The 17,017-nt window shown below is 30.1% G+C and carries 14 protein-coding genes and 2 tRNA genes; 14 read left to right on the top strand and 2 right to left on the bottom strand.

Annotation, left to right across the window (positions count from 1 at the left end; translation table 11 throughout):
- Positions 1–82 precede the first annotated feature (82 nt).
- Positions 83–158, top strand: a tRNA-Phe gene (locus ELQ06_RS03765).
- A 108-nt stretch (positions 159–266) separates the two neighbouring features.
- Here ELQ06_RS03765 and ELQ06_RS03760 read toward each other — a convergent pair.
- Both ELQ06_RS03760 and ELQ06_RS03755 read right to left on the bottom strand, forming a co-directional pair.
- Positions 267–343, bottom strand: a tRNA-Ile gene (locus ELQ06_RS03760).
- Positions 344–396: 53 nt separating this feature from the next.
- Complete coding sequence (locus ELQ06_RS03755; protein WP_134237466.1) at positions 397–1,497, bottom strand: FtsW/RodA/SpoVE family cell cycle protein; 1,101 nt, start codon at positions 1,495–1,497, stop codon at positions 397–399.
- A 77-nt stretch (positions 1,498–1,574) separates the two neighbouring features.
- Here ELQ06_RS03755 and ELQ06_RS03750 point away from each other — a divergent pair, with 77 nt between their 5' ends.
- The 13 genes from ELQ06_RS03750 to mnmC all read left to right on the top strand — a co-directional run bounded on the left by ELQ06_RS03750 (position 1,575) and on the right by mnmC (position 16,926).
- Positions 1,575–2,543, top strand: coding sequence for an RluA family pseudouridine synthase (locus tag ELQ06_RS03750; RefSeq protein ID WP_052793709.1), 969 nt, complete (start codon positions 1,575–1,577; stop codon positions 2,541–2,543).
- Complete coding sequence (locus ELQ06_RS03745) at positions 2,488–3,723, top strand: fibronectin type III domain-containing protein (RefSeq protein ID WP_079264303.1); 1,236 nt, start codon at positions 2,488–2,490, stop codon at positions 3,721–3,723. The genes ELQ06_RS03750 and ELQ06_RS03745 overlap by 56 nt, the downstream gene beginning before the upstream one ends.
- The gene (gene trmB / locus ELQ06_RS03740) at positions 3,723–4,901 is read left to right on the top strand and encodes a tRNA (guanosine(46)-N7)-methyltransferase TrmB (RefSeq protein ID WP_052781654.1); all 1,179 of its coding nucleotides are present in this window, start codon (positions 3,723–3,725) and stop codon (positions 4,899–4,901) included. Before ELQ06_RS03745 ends, trmB begins: the two co-directional genes overlap by 1 nt.
- Before the next feature lie 69 nt (positions 4,902–4,970).
- Entirely contained in the window at positions 4,971–5,636 is a 666-nt protein-coding gene (locus tag ELQ06_RS03735) for an ABC transporter ATP-binding protein (protein WP_002856386.1), read from the top strand.
- Positions 5,623–6,429, top strand: a complete 807-nt coding sequence (locus ELQ06_RS03730) for an FtsX-like permease family protein (RefSeq protein WP_002853622.1) — start codon at positions 5,623–5,625, stop codon at positions 6,427–6,429. The genes ELQ06_RS03735 and ELQ06_RS03730 overlap by 14 nt, the downstream gene beginning before the upstream one ends.
- Positions 6,426–7,619 carry a M23 family metallopeptidase gene (locus tag ELQ06_RS03725; RefSeq protein WP_052820981.1) on the top strand — a complete coding sequence of 398 codons (1,194 nt, stop codon included), beginning with the start codon at positions 6,426–6,428 and terminating at the stop codon, positions 7,617–7,619. Before ELQ06_RS03730 ends, ELQ06_RS03725 begins: the two co-directional genes overlap by 4 nt.
- A 51-nt stretch (positions 7,620–7,670) precedes the next feature.
- Complete coding sequence (gene pyrH / locus ELQ06_RS03720; RefSeq protein WP_002854049.1) at positions 7,671–8,390, top strand: UMP kinase; 720 nt, start codon at positions 7,671–7,673, stop codon at positions 8,388–8,390.
- A gap of 10 nt (positions 8,391–8,400) precedes the next feature.
- On the top strand, positions 8,401–8,625 hold the full coding sequence (locus ELQ06_RS03715; RefSeq protein WP_002853464.1) for a DNA-directed RNA polymerase subunit omega: 225 nt from the start codon (positions 8,401–8,403) through the stop codon (positions 8,623–8,625).
- Positions 8,609–10,804, top strand: a complete 2,196-nt coding sequence (locus ELQ06_RS03710; RefSeq protein WP_002866265.1) for a bifunctional (p)ppGpp synthetase/guanosine-3',5'-bis(diphosphate) 3'-pyrophosphohydrolase — start codon at positions 8,609–8,611, stop codon at positions 10,802–10,804. Before ELQ06_RS03715 ends, ELQ06_RS03710 begins: the two co-directional genes overlap by 17 nt.
- Before the next feature lie 11 nt (positions 10,805–10,815).
- The gene (gene tyrS, locus ELQ06_RS03705) at positions 10,816–12,021 is read left to right on the top strand and encodes a tyrosine--tRNA ligase (RefSeq protein WP_002856563.1); all 1,206 of its coding nucleotides are present in this window, start codon (positions 10,816–10,818) and stop codon (positions 12,019–12,021) included.
- Positions 12,018–13,109 carry a nitronate monooxygenase family protein gene (locus ELQ06_RS03700; protein ID WP_002857924.1) on the top strand — a complete coding sequence of 364 codons (1,092 nt, stop codon included), beginning with the start codon at positions 12,018–12,020 and terminating at the stop codon, positions 13,107–13,109. Before tyrS ends, ELQ06_RS03700 begins: the two co-directional genes overlap by 4 nt.
- The gene (locus tag ELQ06_RS03695) at positions 13,109–15,088 is read left to right on the top strand and encodes an N-acetylmuramoyl-L-alanine amidase (RefSeq protein WP_052797618.1); all 1,980 of its coding nucleotides are present in this window, start codon (positions 13,109–13,111) and stop codon (positions 15,086–15,088) included. The genes ELQ06_RS03700 and ELQ06_RS03695 overlap by 1 nt, the downstream gene beginning before the upstream one ends.
- The gene (gene mnmC / locus ELQ06_RS03690; protein ID WP_052823815.1) at positions 15,085–16,926 is read left to right on the top strand and encodes a bifunctional tRNA (5-methylaminomethyl-2-thiouridine)(34)-methyltransferase MnmD/FAD-dependent 5-carboxymethylaminomethyl-2-thiouridine(34) oxidoreductase MnmC; all 1,842 of its coding nucleotides are present in this window, start codon (positions 15,085–15,087) and stop codon (positions 16,924–16,926) included. The genes ELQ06_RS03695 and mnmC overlap by 4 nt, the downstream gene beginning before the upstream one ends.
- Positions 16,927–17,017 lie beyond the last annotated feature (91 nt).

Here is a 17,017-nt window from a genome sequence, read left to right as displayed (position 1 = left end):
GGAAATAAAATTTTATTTTTGTATTTAAACTTAAATTAAAGAAAAAAAGATACAATTACATTTTTACTTTATCAAACATTGTGGTTGGATAGCTCAGTCGGTAGAGCAGCAGACTGAAAATCTGCGTGTCGGCAGTTCGATTCTGCCTCTAACCACCACTTTATCTTTCAAAAAATCACATCACATACTTTTTTTATATAAGATTGAAATATTTAAAGAACTAAAAGTTATTTTTTAAAGAAAGAGTCTATAGCTTATATGTAGAATGGTGGATTTAGCAGGACTCGAACCTGCGACCAACCGGTTATGAGCCGGTTGCTCTAACCAACTGAGCTATAAATCCGCCTAAGTTGAATTAAAAGATAAAATTATATCTTATTAATGCTTAAAAATATTTTATTTAGCCTTTATATCCGTCCAAAAATATCTAAAAGTGATTAAATGCTGTAAAATTCCAAAAAAAATCATAAAAATAGTAAAAGAACTTCCACCATAACTAAAAAAAGGCAAAGGGATCCCAACTACTGGTGCAAAACCTATAGTCATTGAAATATTTACTGCCGCATAAATAAAAATAAATAATGCAACACAATTAATAGCAACTCTAGCAAAATAATCATCTTTAAGTTTATAATTTAAACTAAGTAGATGAAAAATAAGTAAAATATAAAATATAATTAATGTCAATCCCCCAATAAATCCAAATCTTTCTATCATGTAAGCGAAAATAAAATCACTAGTTGAAATAGGTAAAAATTTAAAATGAGTTTGTGTAGCTTCATCTTGAGATTTTCCGGTTAAACCACCATTTCCAATAGCTATCATTGATTGGGCTACTTGATAACTTGGTTTTTCTGAAATAAAATCATGAATTCTTTGCTTTTGGTAGGGTTTTAAAAGATGTGTATAAATAATAGGAGAGCTAACACTTATAGCTATAACAATACTTAACCAAATTTTATAATGAACTCCCATGATAAAAAGCACTCCAAAACCAACAAGTAGTAAAACCATAGCACTTCCTAAATCAGGTTCTTTTGCAATTAGCAAAAAAGGCAAGATGATGTAAAAGCTAAGTTTGATGAATTGTTTAAGTTTGTATCCATTTTTTGGAGGAGGATTTTGATAAATAAGATAGGCAAGCATTAAAATAAAACTAGGTTTAAAAATTTCAGAAGGTTGTATAGTAAAGTGAGTAAAAGGAATTTCAAGCCATCTTTTAGCACCTAATTTTTCAATCCCAAAAATATCTACGCTTAGCAATAAAAAAATATTAATCCAATAAGCAACAGGAATAATCCAAATAAATTTCCTTATGGGGAAGAAGAAAAAAACTATAAAAGCAAACAATCCTACACAGGCATAAACAAACTGTTTTTCTGCTAAAAAAGGATTAGCCTCAAAGATCAAGAAAAATGAAATAAGAATTATGGGTAAAAATAAAATGGGTTGCATATAGTCAAAATGAGTTAAAATTCTTCTATCTAATCTAAACAAAATTTGCCTTCAGTTGGTAATATAAAGCTATAATTATAAACTAAAATTTTAAATTTATCAAAACCTCTAAGGAAAAAATGCAAACTTTTTTAGTAGATGAAAATTCAAGGCTTGATGTGTTTTTGGCTAAAAAATTAAACCAAAGTCGCAATCAAGTTGCTTTACTTATAGAAAGAGATTGTGTACAGGTTAATGATAAAATTCAAGATAAAAATTCATTTAAGCTTAAAAATGGTGATATTATTTCTATTGCAAGTTTAAAGCTTTGCGATGAGATAAAACCTCAGTTTGAAGTGGATTTTGATATTGATGTGTTATACGAAGATGAAGACTTACTTGTTTTAAATAAACCTTCAAATTTAGTCGTTCATGGAGCAAGTAGCGTTAAAAATGCCACTTTAGTGGATTGGTTAATAGAAAAAAAATATACTTTATCAAATTTAGGAGGAGAGATAAGAGCTGGTCTTGTTCATAGATTAGATAAAGATACAAGCGGAGCTATACTGATAGCGAAAAATAACTTCACCCATCAAAGATTAAGCGAACAGCTTGCAGATAAAAGCATGGGAAGAATTTACCTTGCGTTAATTGATTTGCCACTAAAAGAAGATAAAATTATAGTAGAAAAATTTTTAATGCGTTCGCCTTCTAATGCTATTAAAAAAATAGCCATAGATAAGGAAAATAAATTCAGTAAAAACGCAAAATCAGCTTTTATAAATGTAGTAAAAACTGAAAATTTAACTTTGATGGCTGCTAAGCTTTTTACAGGAAGAACTCATCAAATTAGAGCGCATTTGGCTAGTTTAAATCGCTATATTTTAGGCGATAGTTTGTATGGTTATAAGGGTAAGTATGATTGTAGGATAATGTTACATGCTTATTTTTTGTATTTTATCCATCCAAAAACCAAAGAGCAAATTTTTGTTAAAGCACCTTTGATGGAAGATTTTAAAAATATTATGTTTAAACAAATTAATTTAGGAGAGAATGATGAAAAGATTTCGCTTGAGTTTTTACTTGAGTTTTTTAACTCTTTTGCTTAGCGCTTGTAGTGTTTCGCAAATGAATTCGCTAGCTTCAAGTAAAGAGCCTGCTGTAAATGAAAGCTTGCCAAAGGTTGAAAGTTTAAAAAGTCTTAGTGATATGAGTAATATTGCTTTTGAATGGGAGCCTTTATATAATGAAAATATTAAAGGATTTTATTTGTATCGTTCTAGTGATGAAAATCCTGATTTTAAACTTGTAGGCACTATTAAAGATAAGTTTCAAACTCATTATGTAGATACTAAATTAGAGCCTGGTGCTAAGTATCGTTATATGATGAAAAGCTTTAATGAGCAAGGACAAATTTCAGAAGATGGCAAGGTTATAGAAGTGAGCACAGCTCCAAGACTTGAAGCTGTTCCTTTTGTTCAAGCTGTGACTAATTTGCCTAATCGTATTAAACTTATTTGGCGTCCGCATCCTGATTTTAGGGTTGATTCTTATATTATTGAAAGAACCAAAGGTGATGATAAAGAATTTAAAAAAATTGCAGAAGTAAAAAATCGTTTAAACGCTGAATACATCGATAGTGATTTAAAACCTAATGAAAATTCAAGTTATAGAATTATTGCTGTGAGTTTTAATGGGATAAAGAGTGAGCCAAGTCAAGTTGTAAGTTCTACAAGCAAGGCTTTACCTCCTCAAGTTGAGCATTTAAGTGCTAGTACAGATGGTTCTAATAAAATCATTTTAACTTGGGATGCTCCTACGTATGAAGATTTTTCTTATTATAAAGTTTATTCTACGAGCTCAAGTTTCCTTCCTTTTAGTGTTTTGGCAAAGACTGATAAAAATTCTTATGAGGATATAGTAGAAGGAGCAGGTAAAAGCAAGTATTATAAAGTAACAATGGTCGATAAAGATGGTCTTGAAAGTCCTATGCCAAAAGATGGTGTAGAAGGTAAAACTTTAGGCAACCCTTTGGCTCCTAGTATTATTTTGGCTCAAAGCACAAGCGAAGGGATAAATTTAGAATGGAGTGATAATGATACTAGAGCTGTTGAGTATGAAGTAAGACGCTATGGCGGGGAGCAAAATGCAGTTTTTAAAGGCATTAAAGAAAAGCGATTAAAAGATGTAAAAGCTTTGCCAGGCGTGGAATATAGTTATGAAGTTATTGCTATTGATTCAGCTGGGCTTCGTTCAGAACCTTCAAGCAAAGTTAAGGCAGCTCAGTAGTGCCAAATTTTAAAAGTAAAAAGATCAAAGAAATAAATCTGCCTTATAGTAAGGATGATGTTGAATTTCTTTGGCTTGCTAAGAATGATAATGTTGGTCTTATTTATACAAAGGTTCAAGAAGAGAGTTTTTTTCTGCAGATTAAAAAAGCACAAAATGGTTTTGTGATTAAAGGTGATAAACATACAAAACCTTCTAAAATAGGTTATTTGCAAAAGGCTTTAAAAATCTTTAAAGAAGGTTTTTGTGAGGATATTATCAATGAAGCTTTTGGACTTAAAAACAATGCTTTAATTGAAAAAACACCATTTATTGTTGATAATTTTGATGAGCTTTTATCTAGACTTCAAGGTAAAATTTATATAGAAATAGGCTTTGGATCAGGAAGACATTTGCTTTATCAAGCAAAAGAAAATCCAAATGTTTTAATTTTAGGGGTGGAAATTTACAATCCAGCTTTAACTCAAGTAGCTAAGCTTGCTAAAGCACAAAATGTAAATAATATTTTGCTAATCCAAAGTGATGCGAGATTGTTATTGAGTGTATTAAAATCAAAATCAGTTGAAAAGATTTTTTTACATTTTCCTGTTCCTTGGGACAAAAAGCCTCATAGGCGAGTTATTGGGAAAGATTTTTGCAAAGAATGTGCTAGGGTTTTAACCCAAAATGGTCGTTTTGAGCTTAGAACAGATAGTTTTGAGTATTTTAATTTTACTTTAGAACAATTTTTGACTTTTCCTGCTCCAAAATTTAGTCTTAGAAAAAATGAAAATTTAGAAATTTCAAGCAAATATGAAGATAGATGGAAAAAGCAAGAAAAAAATATATATGATCTTTGGGTGTGGAATTTTAACCAAGAGTGTAAAAACTATGAGTTAAATGAATTTAATCTCTCATCGGTTGAATTTTCTAAAGAGGATTTGAAAAAAATAGAGCAGAATTTTAAAAATATTACTATAAAAAAAGATGATTTTTTCTTGCATTTTGAAAGCATCTATAAACAAGATGAGAATTTGCTTTTAAAGGTTGCTTTTGGAGCTTTTAATAAGCCTGAACATTGTTATTTACATCTTGATAAAACGATTGATTTTGTTTTTAAAGAACCATTTAAAATTCAAGAAAATATTAAAGCGATAAATGAATTAAAAGAAATTTTAAAAGTTCAGTTTAAAATATAATTTTTCTTGAAAATTAAGCAAAAATAAAGCATAATTTAAAAATTTAAAAAGGGAAATTAAGGAAAAAGGATGCCTAATTTAATCCAAGCAAATAAACTTACTTTAGGTTATGATGAATTAGTTATTAAAGAAGCGAGTTTTGCTTTTAAGGATGATGATTTTGTTTTTATTACGGGTAAAAGTGGGAGTGGTAAGAGTACGCTTTTAAAGTCTTTTTATGGAGATTTAGAACCTATTTCTGGTAAGCTTGAAGTATGTGGATCTTTGATGAATAAAATTGGAAATTTAGAACTTTTAAAATTGCGTCAAAGAATAGGGATTATTTTTCAAGATTATAAACTTGTACAAGAATATAGTGTTGAAAAAAATGTTATGTTGCCTTTAATGATTAAAGGTTATAGCAAAAAAGTATGCCATGATCAAGCTGCTAAGCTTTTAAAGCATGTAAATTTAACTTTTAAAGCAGATAAATTGCCTAATCAACTTAGCGGTGGTGAGCAACAACGCGTCGCTATGGCTAGGGCTTTAGCTCATAATCCAAAGCTTTTGCTTTGCGATGAGCCAACGGGAAATTTGGACGAGTATTCTTCTGATATTATATGGACTCTTTTAAAATCTGCTAGAGAGCTTTTAGGAACTTGTGTTATAGTGGTAACACATAGAATTCCTAGTAATTTAAGAGTGGATTATCGTCGTTTTAATATAGAAAATGGAAAAATGAATGAAATTTTTTAAAACACATTTATCTTTAATTTTACCTTTACTTTTTATGATGTTTGCTTTTGAATTTATTTTGATTACAAATGCAACTTTAAAGCATTATGAAGAACTTGTTAATAAAGATTATAATATTATAGTTGTCAGCAAAACTGAACTTGATCAGAATGTAGTAAAAACAAAAGTACCATTTTTTGCTGGACTTGAATCTTTAGATCCTAAGGATTTAATCGATCGTTTGAAAAATGATGTTTCTGAAAAGAATTTGAAAGTTTTAAAAGATTCTCTGCCAAAATTTTATACTTTAAAATTAAATTCTTTACCCGATCAAAATGAACTAAATTCGATTAAAAATCAACTTTTAAATATTGTAGGTGTTAGTAAGGTTGAAACTTTTTCCAAAACCCATGATAAGATATACTCTTTGCTTATTTTGATGAAATTTGTTTTTTGGTTATTTTTGTTTATCATTATTTTACTTGCCTTTGTTTTGTTTTTAAAACAGATGAGAATTTGGCTTTATGAACATACCGATCGTATTGAAATTATGTGTTTATTTGGAGCTCCGTTTTGGTTTAGATCTTTTATGCTTTATAAGGTGGTTGTGGTTGATTGTTTTATTGCTTTTGTTATTTTACTTGCCTTTTTTACCCAAATTTTTGATCTTTCTATTATCCAAGAAAGTTTAAAGGCTGTAGATATTATTTTTCCACCTATTAATTTTATTTTACATTTGACTTTAATTTTTTTAGCTACTTTGTTTATTTGCTTGTTGTGTGTAAATACGGTTATGTTTAAGGTTAAAAGATGAGAAAAAATATTCTTATCTTTTTTTGTTTTTTTTTGTTTGTTGATATAAGTTTAGCAAACGCTATAAATGAAAAAACAAAAAGTTTAGAAGAAAATAAACGCATACAAGAACAGTTAAATAAAAAACTTGAAGATTTGGCTAGCGACATTTTAAATGGTGAAAAAAGTTTGAAAGATCTAAGTTTGCAAATTGAAAGCTTAAATTCACAAACTTCTAAGCTTGAAGCAAGTGCTAAGGCTCAAAATCAAGAGTTAAACACCCTTACAAGCCAAAATGAAGATTTGCTTAAAAGTAAATCAAATATGGAAGGTAAGCTTATATCTTTAATGGCCAAAGATTTTGCTTATGATTTACCTATCCCTCAAGGCTATATTGAAAGTGAAGAAAGTTTTATGGCTTTTGAAATTTTAGGAAGTTTAAACAAAGTTTTAAATGAAGAAATTTTTAAAATTTCTAAAGATTATGAGGGAGTAAGCAGGCTTATTGATGATAAACAAGCTCAGATTAATAAAATTAATGAAAGTCTTAAGGATTACAACGCTCAATTAGCCAAGCTTCAAAGTTTAAAACAAAAACAAATTAGCGAAATTAATAAACAAAAAACAGATCGAGCTATATATGCAAAAAAACTCGATGATTTGCAAGCTCAGCAAGAAGAGCTTAGAAAAACATTAAATCAATTAAAAATTATTAATAATAAAGAAGGTGCAAATTCAAACAAAAATGATACTAAAATAGTAAAAAATAATCAACAAATAAGGCAATTAGGTTCAAGCTATCAAGGAAGTTCAGTCAAGCGTTACACAGGAAAAAAAACCATAGCTCCATTGGATTCTTTTACTGTGAAGCAAAAATTTGGAAATTATGTTGATCCTGTTTACAATCTTAAAATTTTTAACGAGAATGTAGTTTTAAGAAGCAATAAAAGCGATGCAGTTGTTAAAAATGTGCTAGATGGAAAAATAGTTTTTGCCAAAGATACTAGTATGTTAGCTCGAGTTGTTATTGTTGAACATGATAATGGCATACATACAATATACGCACATTTAGATAAGATTGCTCCTAATATTAAAGTTGGTAAGAATATTAAAAAAGGTGCCGTAGTGGGTAGAATAAAAAATGATCTTACTTTTGAAGTAACTCAAAAAAATTTTCATATCAATCCTTTGGAACTCATTAGCTTAAATTAGCTAAATTTAATGGAATTTAAAATATAATTTCAAGTTAAATAAGGAGAAATAATGCAAGAGAGAAAAAGAGTTTTAGTAAAATTTTCAGGAGAGGCTTTAGCAGGTGAAAATGGCTTTGGTATAGAAAATTCTATTTTAAAATTCATAGCTTCAGAGATTAAAGAACTTATAAAAAATCAAATAGAAGTAGGCATAGTTATAGGCGGTGGTAATATTATTCGCGGAGTAAGTGCTGCTAAGGGCGGATTGATTAAAAGGACAAGTGGAGATCATATGGGAATGCTTGCTACGGTTATCAATGCTATTGCTATACAAGAAGCTTTAGAAAGCTCTGGACTTGAAGTTAGGGTTCAAAGCGCCATTCAGATGGAAGCATTTTGTGAAACTTATATTATGAGAAGAGCGCAAAGACACTTAGAAAAGGGTCGTGTTGTGGTTTTTGCCGCAGGTACTGGAAACCCTTATTTTACTACAGATACAACAGCTATTTTAAGAGCTGTGGAAATTGATGCAGATATGGTAATAAAAGCTACAAAAGTTAATGGAGTTTATGATAAAGATCCAAAACAATTTGATGATGCAGTATTTTTAAATACTTTAAGTTATGATGAGGCTATGCAAGATAATATTAAAGTGATGGATGATACAGCTATAGCTTTAGCTAAAGATAACAAACTTCCTATTGTGGTTTGTAATATGTTTGAAGAGGGTAATTTACTTAAAATCATACAAGGTGATACTAGCCTTTGTTCAATCGTTAAAAATAATTAAGGAGAAAATTATGGATAAAAGAATAGAAGAAGTAGCGGCAAAAGCTTTGGAAAAAATGGGTAATGATAGATATCGCCTTTCTTTAGTGGTAGCAAAAAGAGCGGAACAATTGGCAAATGGAGCAACCCCTTTGGTAGACTTTGATAAAAATAAAAATAAACTTGCAGATATAGCTTTATATGAAATTGCAGAAAATAAAATCACTTTAGAGGGTTTAGTTGAAACCAATCGATGAAGAATTATTGCTTGAACAATTAATCGATAATGTAAAAAATTGTAAAGATTTAGAAGCTGCTAAGGCTTTGCTTTTCGAAATTTGTGGCCATGATGCCATTCTTGAAAAAGCGGTAGATTACTGTATATTTTGCCATGAAGGGCAGTTTAGAAAAAGTGGAGAGCCTTATGCGGTACATCCTATTTTAGTGGCAACACTGGTTGGATTTTTAAGTGAAAATAAAAGCAATATTTTAGCTGCTTTATTGCATGATGTGATTGAAGATACAAACTGCACTGAAGAAGAACTTAGAGAGCAGTTTGGTTCTGAGGTTTTAAAACTTGTTTTAGGACTTACTAAAATTATAGAAATTAGAGAAGATAATCTCATTTCATCAAAATCTAAAAAAAGTTTAACTAAATCAGCCTTGACTTTCAGAAATATGCTTTTAGCAAGCATTGAAGATGTTGGGGTTTTGATTGTGAAGTTATGTGATAGGCTGCATAATATGCTTACTCTTGATATTCTAAGAGAAGATAAGCAAAAAAGAATCAGCGAAGAAACTTTAGTTGTATATGCTCCAATAGCCCATAGACTCGGTATTTCAAGCATAAAAAATTATTTGGAAGATCTTAGTTTTAAATATCTTATGCCAGATGAGTATAAGCTTATTGACAATTATATCAACTCCAATAATCAAGAAATGCAATTAGGTTTAAATGAATTTATTTCCAAAATCGAACTTTTATTTTTGAGCAATGGCTTTAGACAAGGTAGTTTTGAAATTCAAAAACGCATTAAACATAGCTATTCTATTTATCTTAAAATGCAAAGAAAAGGCATTGGTATTGAAGAAGTTCTTGATTTGCTTGGGGTAAGAATTTTGGTTGAAAAAGTAAGTGATTGTTATTTAGCTTTGGGAATTTTACATACACATTTTAACCCCTTGGTTTCGCGTTTTAAGGATTATATAGCCTTGCCTAAACAAAATGGTTATCAAACCATACATACCACACTTTTTGATGCTAAAAGTATTATAGAAGCACAAATTCGAACTTTTGATATGCATAAAATTGCGGAATTTGGTATAGCAGCGCATTGGAAATATAAAGAAGATGGCAGTGTGGTTGCGCCTCGTCTTGATTGGCTTACAGATATTTCAATGCAAAGTATAAACAATCTTGAAAATGCAGAAGATTATAATGCTATTGAGCTTTATGAATATGCTAAAGATAGTCTTTATGTTGAAGATGTCGCAGTTTATTCTCCTAAGGGAGAAATTTTCACTTTGCCTCGTGGTGCAACGGTTCTTGATTTTGCCTATGAAGTGCATACCAAAGTAGGGCTTCATGCAAAAAGTGCTTATGTAAATCGTATTAAAGTACCTTTGTTAACCGAGCTTAAAAATGGCGATATTGTGCGAGTGGTTACTAGTAATGATAAATTTTATCGCTGTTCTTGGATAGATAGTGTTAAAACAGGAAAAGCAAAAGCAAGTATAAGGGAATTTTGTAAGCAAAAAATCAGAGAGATTAATCTAGCAAGTTCTATTAATATGTTAAGTTTTATTTTTGGAGTTGATAAAAACAGAATTGAAACTTGGATAGAAAAAGAAAATTTAGCCAGACGTATTAGACAAGTAGCAACAGATAGTGCTTATTTAAAAGATATAGTTAATGGTCTTAAAAAATACGCCAAGAAGTCATATTGGTTTGATAAATATGAGATTAAAGAACAAAAAATAGGAAATTTTACTCTATATTGCAACCATAAAATCGCTAATGTGGATTTTGATTTTTGTTGCCATCCAAAAAGAGGTGATGCTGTTTTAGCTTTTGTTAAAGGTGGTAACGCTATTGTCCATCATAAGCTTTGCGATAGAGCTGATAAAATGATAGATAATAATCAAGATATGGTATTTATAAAATGGGATTCTAACATCCCTAAATCTTATAAATTGATTTTTTCTTTGGAAAATAAAAAAGGTGTTTTAGCGGAATTTTTGGCATTTTTAGCTAAAATGCAGATAAATTTATTAACAATTAATTTATCAAGTGATTTAAATTCGGCGGTAGATTATTTTGAGATTACAATGGAAATTCCTGATAATATCAACCCAGATAGTGTCAAGGATAGGTTAAAATCTCGTTGTAAAATTTTAGATTTTACATCTTTAAATGATGCTTATAAAGAAGGTTAAAAAGGTTTATTATGGATATAAAAAAAATATTAGCAGAAGTTAAGCGTGGCTGTGCAGAGCTTATTGATGAAGAAAGAATAGAAAATTTAATTAAAAATTATTATGAAAAGGGTGAAAATTTCTTCATAAAGGCAGGGTTTGATCCTACAGCACCTGATTTACATTTAGGTCATAGCGTGGTTTTAACAAAAATGGCTTTTTTGCAAAAACATGGAGCTATTGTGCAATTTTTGATTGGGGATTTTACAGGACAAATTGGCGATCCAAGTGGAAAAAGTGCAACGCGTAAAAAGCTGGATAAAGAGCAAGTTTTAATCAATGCTAAAACTTATGAAACGCAGGTTTTTAAGGTTTTGGATAAAGAAAAAACACAGATTAAGTTTAATTCTACTTGGCTTAATGAACTTGGAGCTGCGGGTATAGTAGAGCTTACTTCAACTTTTAGTGTAGCTAGAATGCTTGAGCGTGACGATTTTACCAAGAGATTTAAAGAGCAAAGCCCTATTTCGATTTGCGAGTTTTTGTATCCTTTACTTCAAGGATATGATAGCGTGGCTTTAAAAAGCGATATTGAAATGGGCGGAACGGATCAAAAATTTAATCTTTTAATGGGAAGACAGCTTCAAAGGGTTTATAATATAGGAAAAGAACAAGCTGTGATTATGATGCCTTTACTCGAAGGTTTAGATGGTGTAAACAAAATGAGTAAGAGTTTAAATAATTACATTGGTGTTACAGAAAAAGCTAATGATATGTATGCTAAAATTTTAAGTATTAGTGATGAATTGATGTTTAGATATTATGAACTTTTAAGTCAAAAAAGTCTAGAAGAAATCGCGCAAATAAAAAAAGATATAGAACAAGGCAATTTACATCCTAAAAAAGCTAAAGAAAATTTAGCTTTAGAGATTACGGAGCGTTTTCACTCCAAAGAAGAGGCTAATAATGCTAAGTCTGAATTTGATAGGATTCATTCTCAAAATGCTTTACCAAGTGATATGGCTGAGTTTGAAATACAAGGAAAAATTTGGCTTGCTAAGGCTTTGGTTGAATGTGGTTTGGAAAGTTCTACTTCTGCGGCAAGAAGAAGCATCAGTGCTAATGCAGTAAGTGTAAATTCTCAAAAAGTTAGCGACGAGCAAATGCATTTAGAACAAGGAGAATACATCTTACAAATAGGTAAAAGAAAATTTGCAAAATTAAAGGTAAAAGAATGAATTTACAACCCTTACAAATAGGAAAACATACTATAAAATATCCCATTTTTCAAGGGGGAATGGGACTAGGCATAAGCTGGGATAGATTAGCTTCTGCAGTTTCTTTAAATGGTGGACTTGGGATCATTTCTTCTGTGGGAACAGGATATTATGAAGAAAGAAAGTATGCAAGTAAAGAATTAAATGCTAAGCCTTATGGAAGTGAAAATTTTTACTCACGCAAGGGTTTGCAAGCTTTGATTAATAATGCAAGAAAAGTTTGTGGCGATGCACCTTTAGGGTGTAATATCTTATGTGCAAGTAATGATTATGCAAGAATAGCACGCGATGCTTGTGAAGTTGGTTTTAATGTGATTGTTTCAGGTGCTGGACTTCCCACAAATTTACCTGAATTTACTGCAGATTTTCCTGATGTGGCTTTAGTGCCTATCATTTCATCTGCAAAGGCTTTAAAAATTATTTGCAAAAGATGGCAAAGCCGTTACAATCGCTTGCCTGATGCAGTGGTTTTAGAAGGGCCAAAAAGTGGAGGTCATCAAGGTTTTACTTATGAGCAGTGCTTAGATCCAAATTATCAGCTAGAAAAATTAATCGCTCCTGTGGTAGAAGAGGCTAAAAATTGGGGGTCTTTTCCTGTGATTGCTGCAGGTGGAATTTGGGATAAAAAAGATATAGAAAACGCTATTTCTTTAGGGGCTAGTGGTGTTCAAATGGGAACGCGTTTCATAGGAACTTTTGAATGTGATGCAAGCGAAGAATTTAAAAGCGTTTTACTAGCTTCTAAAGAAGAAGATATAGAGCTTATTAAATCTCCTGTGGGCTATCCTGCTCGTGGAGTTAGAACCAATCTTTTAAATTTGGTAGATAAAAGAATGGGTCCAAAGATTAATTGTATAAGCAATTGTGTAGCGCCTTGTGGACGTGGAAAAGAGGCAACTAAAGTAGGGTATTGTATAGCAGATAGGCTTTTTGATGCGTGGTCAGGTAAAAAAGAAACAGGGCTTTTCTTTACAGGTGCAAATGGATATCGTTTAGATAAGCTTATCAGTGTTAAAGAACTTATGGAAAAATTGGTTAATGGTGAATAATGGCTAAAATTTTTGTATTTTTAGTATTTGTTTTCACAACTCTTTTTGGAGCCTATGAAAATGAACTTGCAAATTTCGATAAAAATTTTATCGGTTCTAAAAGTGAAGTACAAGTAAAATTTCACCATCAGCTCAAAAGCCTTTATATACAAAGTGTTATTAATGAAGATGAAAAAACTAAAATTGAAATTTTAAAAAGATTGATCATCAGTTCAAATACTTTAAATTTAGATGACAAGTCATATGCTAATGAGTTAAAAGAAAGTGGTATAAGTGAAGCAAGTATTAATGCTTTAAGAAAGGCTGTTATTAAAGATATTAAGGTTCAAAATATTTCTCAAGATACTGAAAAATCAACTTTTGAACCTATAAAAACAGTTCAAAAAAATGAAAAAAAATCATCTAACGAACAAATAAAAAATACAGAAAAAACAAATTCTAAAACTTCGCAAGCACCAAAGAGTAGTATCGTTTCTAAAGCAAAAAGCGATGATAAAATTTATGTTTTAAAGTCAAGTAAAACAAACCAAGGTGTAGAGTTTGAACTAAATGCAGATTTGGATAAGGATCAATTAAAAAGTTTTGCTTTAGACGAAAAAGGAAACTATCGTTTTATTAGTGATTTTGAGGGGGTTTTAGAAGGGGGTAAAAAAGAGTTTAAATTTGATGACTATCGTTTAGTGATTTCACAATTTAATCCCAAAACCATACGCATAGTGGTTTATGCTAAAGAAAAAATTCCTATTGATATATCTTTTAAAGAAGAAAAATTAATTTTTTCAAAAGAAACTACTAGCCAAAAAAAGACTGAGCAAGTTAGTAAAATTTCAGAGAAAAAGCAAGATCAAAAAACAGAAATTAAAACCAAAGCTTTAGAAACAAAAAAACAAGATAAAAAAACCAATAACGAAAAAGAAAATCAAGAGCCTTTATATGTTTTAGATGTGGATAAAATTTCTAATGCTGTGGTGTTAAATTTAAGCGATGATTTAGATGAAAAAGAAATAGCAGTATTTGATACCAAAGATCAAAAATTCCGATATGTTGTAAGTTTTAAGGGTGTGTTAGAAGGTAATAGAAAAAGCTTTACTTTTGGACAAAATGTGATTACAGTTACTCAATACAATCCAAAAACTGTTCGTGTGGTTTTGAGTGCTCCTAAAGAATTTAAACTCTTAAAGGAGTTGGATAATAAAAATCTCACTTTAGGTTTTTATGCACAAACTACAAATCAAAATGTAAACAAAAAAGCAACTCAAAGTTCTAGTAAAACTTTAAATACAAATTACAAATCAGGAAAGCTTGTGGTTATCGATGCGGGGCATGGTGGAAAAGATAGCGGTGCCTTAAGTGATAAAAAAGGAAGCTTAAAAGAAAAAGATATAGTTTTAAGCACGGCTTTAAAACTTGGAAATGAACTTAAAAAACGCGGTTATAAAGTGCTTTATACTAGAAGTTCGGATAAATTTATCAATCTTCGTGATAGAACTAAATATGCCAATGATAAAAGAGCGGATTTGTTTATTTCTATACATGCTAATGCAGCACCAAATGCCACAAAAGCCAAAAGTAGTGAAGGCGTGGAAACTTTCTTTTTAAGTCCTGCAAGAAGTGAAAGAAGTAAAAAGGCAGCAGAAAAAGAAAATCAAGGGGATTTTGAAGAGATTAATTATTTCTCAAGACAAAGTATTTTAAATTTCTTAAATCGTGAAAAAATCGTTGCTTCAAATAAACTAGCCATTGATGTACAAAAAAATATACTCACTCAAACACGCAAAAAGTATAAAATTGTAGATGGCGGTGTAAGAGAAGCACCTTTTTGGGTTTTAGTAGGTGCGCAAATGCCTGCAATTTTGATTGAAATTGGCTATATTACACATCCAAATGAAGGCAAAAGAATCGCCAATAAAGCTTTTCAAGATTTATTGGTTAAGGGTATTGCCGATGGAGTTGAGAGTTATTTTTATAATAACCGATGAAAAAAGCTAAGCTAATTTTTAAGGATAATACTCCTTTTTCTTTGGATTTTGATGATTTTTATTTTAATTCCGAAGATGGCTTAAATGAAAGCAAATTTGTTTACACTCATTCTTTTGAATGGAAAAATCAAGAAAATTTCATTATCGCAGAGAGTGGTTTTGGTATAGGTTTAAATTTTTTTCTTACCTTGAAACGCTTTTTAGAAACCACTCCTTCTAAGCGTCCTAAAAAACTTTTTTATATCAGTATAGAAGCTTTTTATATCGAAAAAGAACAATTAAGAGAAATTTATCAAAAACTAGGATTTTATGAAGAGTTTAAAGGGCTTTTAGAACAATTTTTAAAATTTTATCCTAAGGCTAAAGAAGGAATTTATCGTTTTTATTTTGAAGATTGTTTTTTAGATCTTGTTTTTGAAGATATAGCTGTTTTAAAAGAATTGGATTTTAAAGCTGATGTTTGGTATTTAGATGGATTTTCTCCAAATAAAAACTCGCAAATGTTTGATGAAAATTTAATCTTTGAAGTGGCAAGGCTTTCTAAAAAAAATACACAAATTTGCACCTTTTCTTCGGCAAGTTTTTTGCAAAAAAATTTAAAAAAATATGGCTTTAGAGTAGAAAAAACCAAAGGTTTTAGAAAAAGAGAAATGATTAAAGCTTATTTGGAAAATAAGCTTGAGTTTAAAGACAAAGAAGCGTATTTTTCAAGAACATTTTCATCTTTAAAAAATAAAAAAGTAGCTATTATTGGTGCAGGTATATCAAGCGCTGTTTTAGCTTATGAGCTTAGTTTAAGAGGTTTTGAAATAGATATTTTTGAAAAACATTTAGAATTAGGCAAGGGTGCAAGTGGAAATGAAAGTGGAATTTTAAGCTCTTTAATCTTAAAGCCTAAGGTAAATTTAGGGGAGTTTTCAGAGCTTTCTTTTATAGAGGCAAGTCGTTTTTATAGACAAATTTTAGATTTAGAATTTAAGGGTGTGGTGGAGTTTGCACATAATGATTTAATGCAAGAAAGATTTGACACGCAAAGAGAAAATGTTTTGTTTAAAATTTCAAAAAATCAAGCTTTTTTAGAAGAGGGTGGAGTGATTTTTCCAAAAAAATTGGTTAAAAATCTTTTTGAAAAAAGCAAAGCTTGTATATATTTTAATCATGAATTTCAAGCTTATAAATTTGAAAATGGGTGTTTCAGTTTAAAATTTAAAAATGATGTTGTTAAAAGTGATTATGCGGTTTTGATTTATGCCATGGGTGCAGATGCAAAAGACTTTGTTTTTTATGATGAGATGAAATTAAGCAAAGTAAGAGGTCAAGTTACACATCTAAAACCTTTTTTAGATACCCCATTTCCTTTATCTTCTAAGGCTTATATTTGCCCTGTAAAAGATGATTTGCAAGTAATTGGTGCAAGTTATGATAGGCTTAATGCAAGTTTAGAATCAAAAGAAGAAGATGATAAACAAAATATAGAAAATATAGCCGATTTTATGGATAAAAATACAAAATTAGAAATCATAGGTTCTAAAGTAGGTTTTAGATCTTATTCGAGTGATCGCTTTATGATAGTTGGAAATGCTTATGATGAAGCGTTTTATAAAGAAGAATATAAAGCTTTATTATGGACAAAAAATAAGGAGCAAAAACCAGCTAAAATGTCTTGTAATTTGTATTTTAATTTTGCTCATGGGTCAAGGGGTTTTAGTACAAGTGTTTTAGCGGCAAGGTATTTGTGTGCATTGATAAATAATGAACCCTTGTGTTTAGAAAAAAAATACATCCACGCTATTCACCCTGCAAGATTTTTGATTCGCAAACTTAAAAAAGGCTTATGATTAAGCTTTAATTAAGAGTGATGCTAATATTTGCTTATGATAGTAAGTTTTTAACTTTATTTTAACTTCCTTTATTTTATTATTATAGAGA

The sequence above is a fragment of the Campylobacter sp. CH246 genome, from assembly GCF_004378835.1.
Taxonomy (GTDB): Bacteria; Campylobacterota; Campylobacteria; order Campylobacterales; family Campylobacteraceae; genus Campylobacter_D; species Campylobacter_D jejuni.
The sequence above is the reverse complement of the archived record's forward strand: the minus strand, read 5'-3'. Positions and strand labels throughout refer to the sequence as shown.

Bases quoted from the DNA above. Each gene is read 5' to 3' on its own strand.
- mnmC (WP_052823815.1), top strand. From the start codon at position 15,085: ATGAAAAAAGCTAAGCTAATTTTTAAGGATAATACTCCTTTTTCTTTG.
- tyrS (WP_002856563.1), top strand. From the start codon at position 10,816: ATGGATATAAAAAAAATATTAGCAGAAGTTAAGCGTGGCTGTGCAGAG.
- pyrH (WP_002854049.1), top strand. From the start codon at position 7,671: ATGCAAGAGAGAAAAAGAGTTTTAGTAAAATTTTCAGGAGAGGCTTTA.
- ELQ06_RS03735 (WP_002856386.1), top strand. From the start codon at position 4,971: ATGCCTAATTTAATCCAAGCAAATAAACTTACTTTAGGTTATGATGAA.
- ELQ06_RS03695 (WP_052797618.1), top strand. From the start codon at position 13,109: ATGGCTAAAATTTTTGTATTTTTAGTATTTGTTTTCACAACTCTTTTT.
- ELQ06_RS03700 (WP_002857924.1), top strand. From the start codon at position 12,018: ATGAATTTACAACCCTTACAAATAGGAAAACATACTATAAAATATCCC.
- ELQ06_RS03745 (WP_079264303.1), top strand. From the start codon at position 2,488: ATGATGAAAAGATTTCGCTTGAGTTTTTACTTGAGTTTTTTAACTCTT.
- ELQ06_RS03750 (WP_052793709.1), top strand. From the start codon at position 1,575: ATGCAAACTTTTTTAGTAGATGAAAATTCAAGGCTTGATGTGTTTTTG.
- ELQ06_RS03730 (WP_002853622.1), top strand. From the start codon at position 5,623: ATGAAATTTTTTAAAACACATTTATCTTTAATTTTACCTTTACTTTTT.
- ELQ06_RS03725 (WP_052820981.1), top strand. From the start codon at position 6,426: ATGAGAAAAAATATTCTTATCTTTTTTTGTTTTTTTTTGTTTGTTGAT.
- ELQ06_RS03715 (WP_002853464.1), top strand. From the start codon at position 8,401: ATGGATAAAAGAATAGAAGAAGTAGCGGCAAAAGCTTTGGAAAAAATG.